Origin of the sequence: Moorena sp. SIO3E8 (assembly GCF_010692445.1) — a bacterium.
In the GTDB taxonomy this organism is placed as follows: domain Bacteria; phylum Cyanobacteriota; class Cyanobacteriia; order Cyanobacteriales; family Coleofasciculaceae; genus Moorena; species Moorena bouillonii.
Window position 1 is genome coordinate 1 of the sequence record NZ_JAAHHM010000336.1, and the last position, 1,708, is coordinate 1,708.

A 1,708-nucleotide genomic window follows, 5' to 3' on the forward strand; every position below is an offset into this window, starting at 1 on the left:
GGGATACTCTTAAACCGTCATTAATCGGTACAAAACCGGATAATACGGTCAAGGTGCAATTTATTGTTGCCTGAGGGAGGGGTGGTCATGCAGTAATTGGAGTCAAACCTTCCACCCGTCTGTCTAGGCGTTCCTCAAATCCCTTTGAGGAGTTGCTTGAAAGCCTGAGTTTTAGTATGCTTGCAATCAAGCCATCCAAGCTCAACCGCATCAATTAAACTCAGTCCCATACCTTCCAAGTAACGCGCGGTACGACGCAATAACACTGCCTGCACCTCGGCTCTACTCATATACCGGGTTATCTCCTTGTCAGTACCGCGAGCAAGGATATTCTTGGCAGCATTATGGTCAGCCTGCAACACGACCCCATCAAAACCGGTAAAATTGTCCCCAGTCCTTTTCCCAAGAAGGGTTCCATTCCTGGAGTCAATTTGCGACGTGTAGCTAGGCTGAACTTCTGTAACGACCGATCCAGTCCAATTAGCCCACTTTTGCAAAGAGTCCCGCATTATTCCTTTCATCCAACTGTTTAATTTGCGGGATACGGCCTTAGACTGGCGTTTATTTCGTATTGGTCGTGTTAAATCTTCTGCAAACACCTTTAAAGACTCCCCATTAAAGAGAGACTTAGATGCCGCCCCTATCATAGCCGTTAGTTCTGATTGATCCTGTCTGTAACGGCGGTTTTCTGTTTTTCTGGTTAGGTTATTTTCAAGTATTCGAGCTGACTTAGCTGGGTCGATTTTTTCTAACTTTCTGTGAAGTGCCCAAAGCTTCCCTCTATTTCGGTTCTTTCTACATATACGATCAGACTTCTTGGTGGTTACTTTTCCTAGTCCTTTCCCGTGAGCCTGACCTTCTGAATCATAGAAAGCCTCCGTGTACCCTTTATCTACCCCGACACTCCGACGTTCAGATGTAATTCCTACGGTTCCATGATCTACCAGAAAATGAACTTCAAATCTTTGCAGGAGTTGGTTATAGATTAGCCTGATTTGTCCTTTTATTTTTCGATTAGACCTGACAACTATCCTGTTCCTCTTTCCTCTCCTTAATCCAGCTAATTCTAACTGGTAGGTATTCCGCGAAAGCCTTTTGCCTTTATACCCTCCCTGTTGATACACTATCTGATTCTTAATCCAAGAATGCCCTCTTTGGAACTCTTTCCTGACGAGTCTATGAAGGAGAGTATTTTCTAGAAAAGCTAAAGTCTTAAGTTGCTTGCAAAGCTCTTTCCGCTTGTTCTGGTTCTCTTTCCCAGAGAATCTTCGATAGATTTTTTTTACTACAGCTTCAATACAAGCAGCTTGTTGGGCTGTTATGGCTTTAGCTACATCGCTAACAGTCCATTCCGCCAGTTTTGAGGGGAGTCCCAGAGATTCAGGAGTCCTAAAGCTTCTAACTTCTGGGTAGGCTTTCTTCCAGTCAAGTCCCCAGTGGTTGATACTCCCTAGCTTGTTGTAAGACTCAGACCTGACGATGCCCAGTTTTCTCATGGTAGACAGTAACTCAAGTTCAACCGACTCTGTCACTCCTATTACGGGGACGACTTGAGTGGATATTCTCTTGGTTGCTCCTACTTTTCTGGGCATAGTTACAGGGTCTTTGTCTTAATTGACTTATACCATAGCGCTAGTAAAATGTCTATGTCCGATTTGTACGGTTAAATACTGTATTATCCCTATTTTTAGGGTTCTGATTGCTAGGC

The 1,708-nt window shown here is 44.0% G+C and carries 1 protein-coding gene; it reads right to left on the reverse strand.

From position 1 onward, the window contains the following. Positions 1-134 precede the first annotated feature (134 nt). Positions 135-1,592, reverse strand: coding sequence for a zinc ribbon domain-containing protein (locus F6K46_RS39585; RefSeq protein WP_293068950.1), 1,458 nt, complete (start codon positions 1,590-1,592; stop codon positions 135-137). Positions 1,593-1,708: the final 116 nt, after the last annotated feature.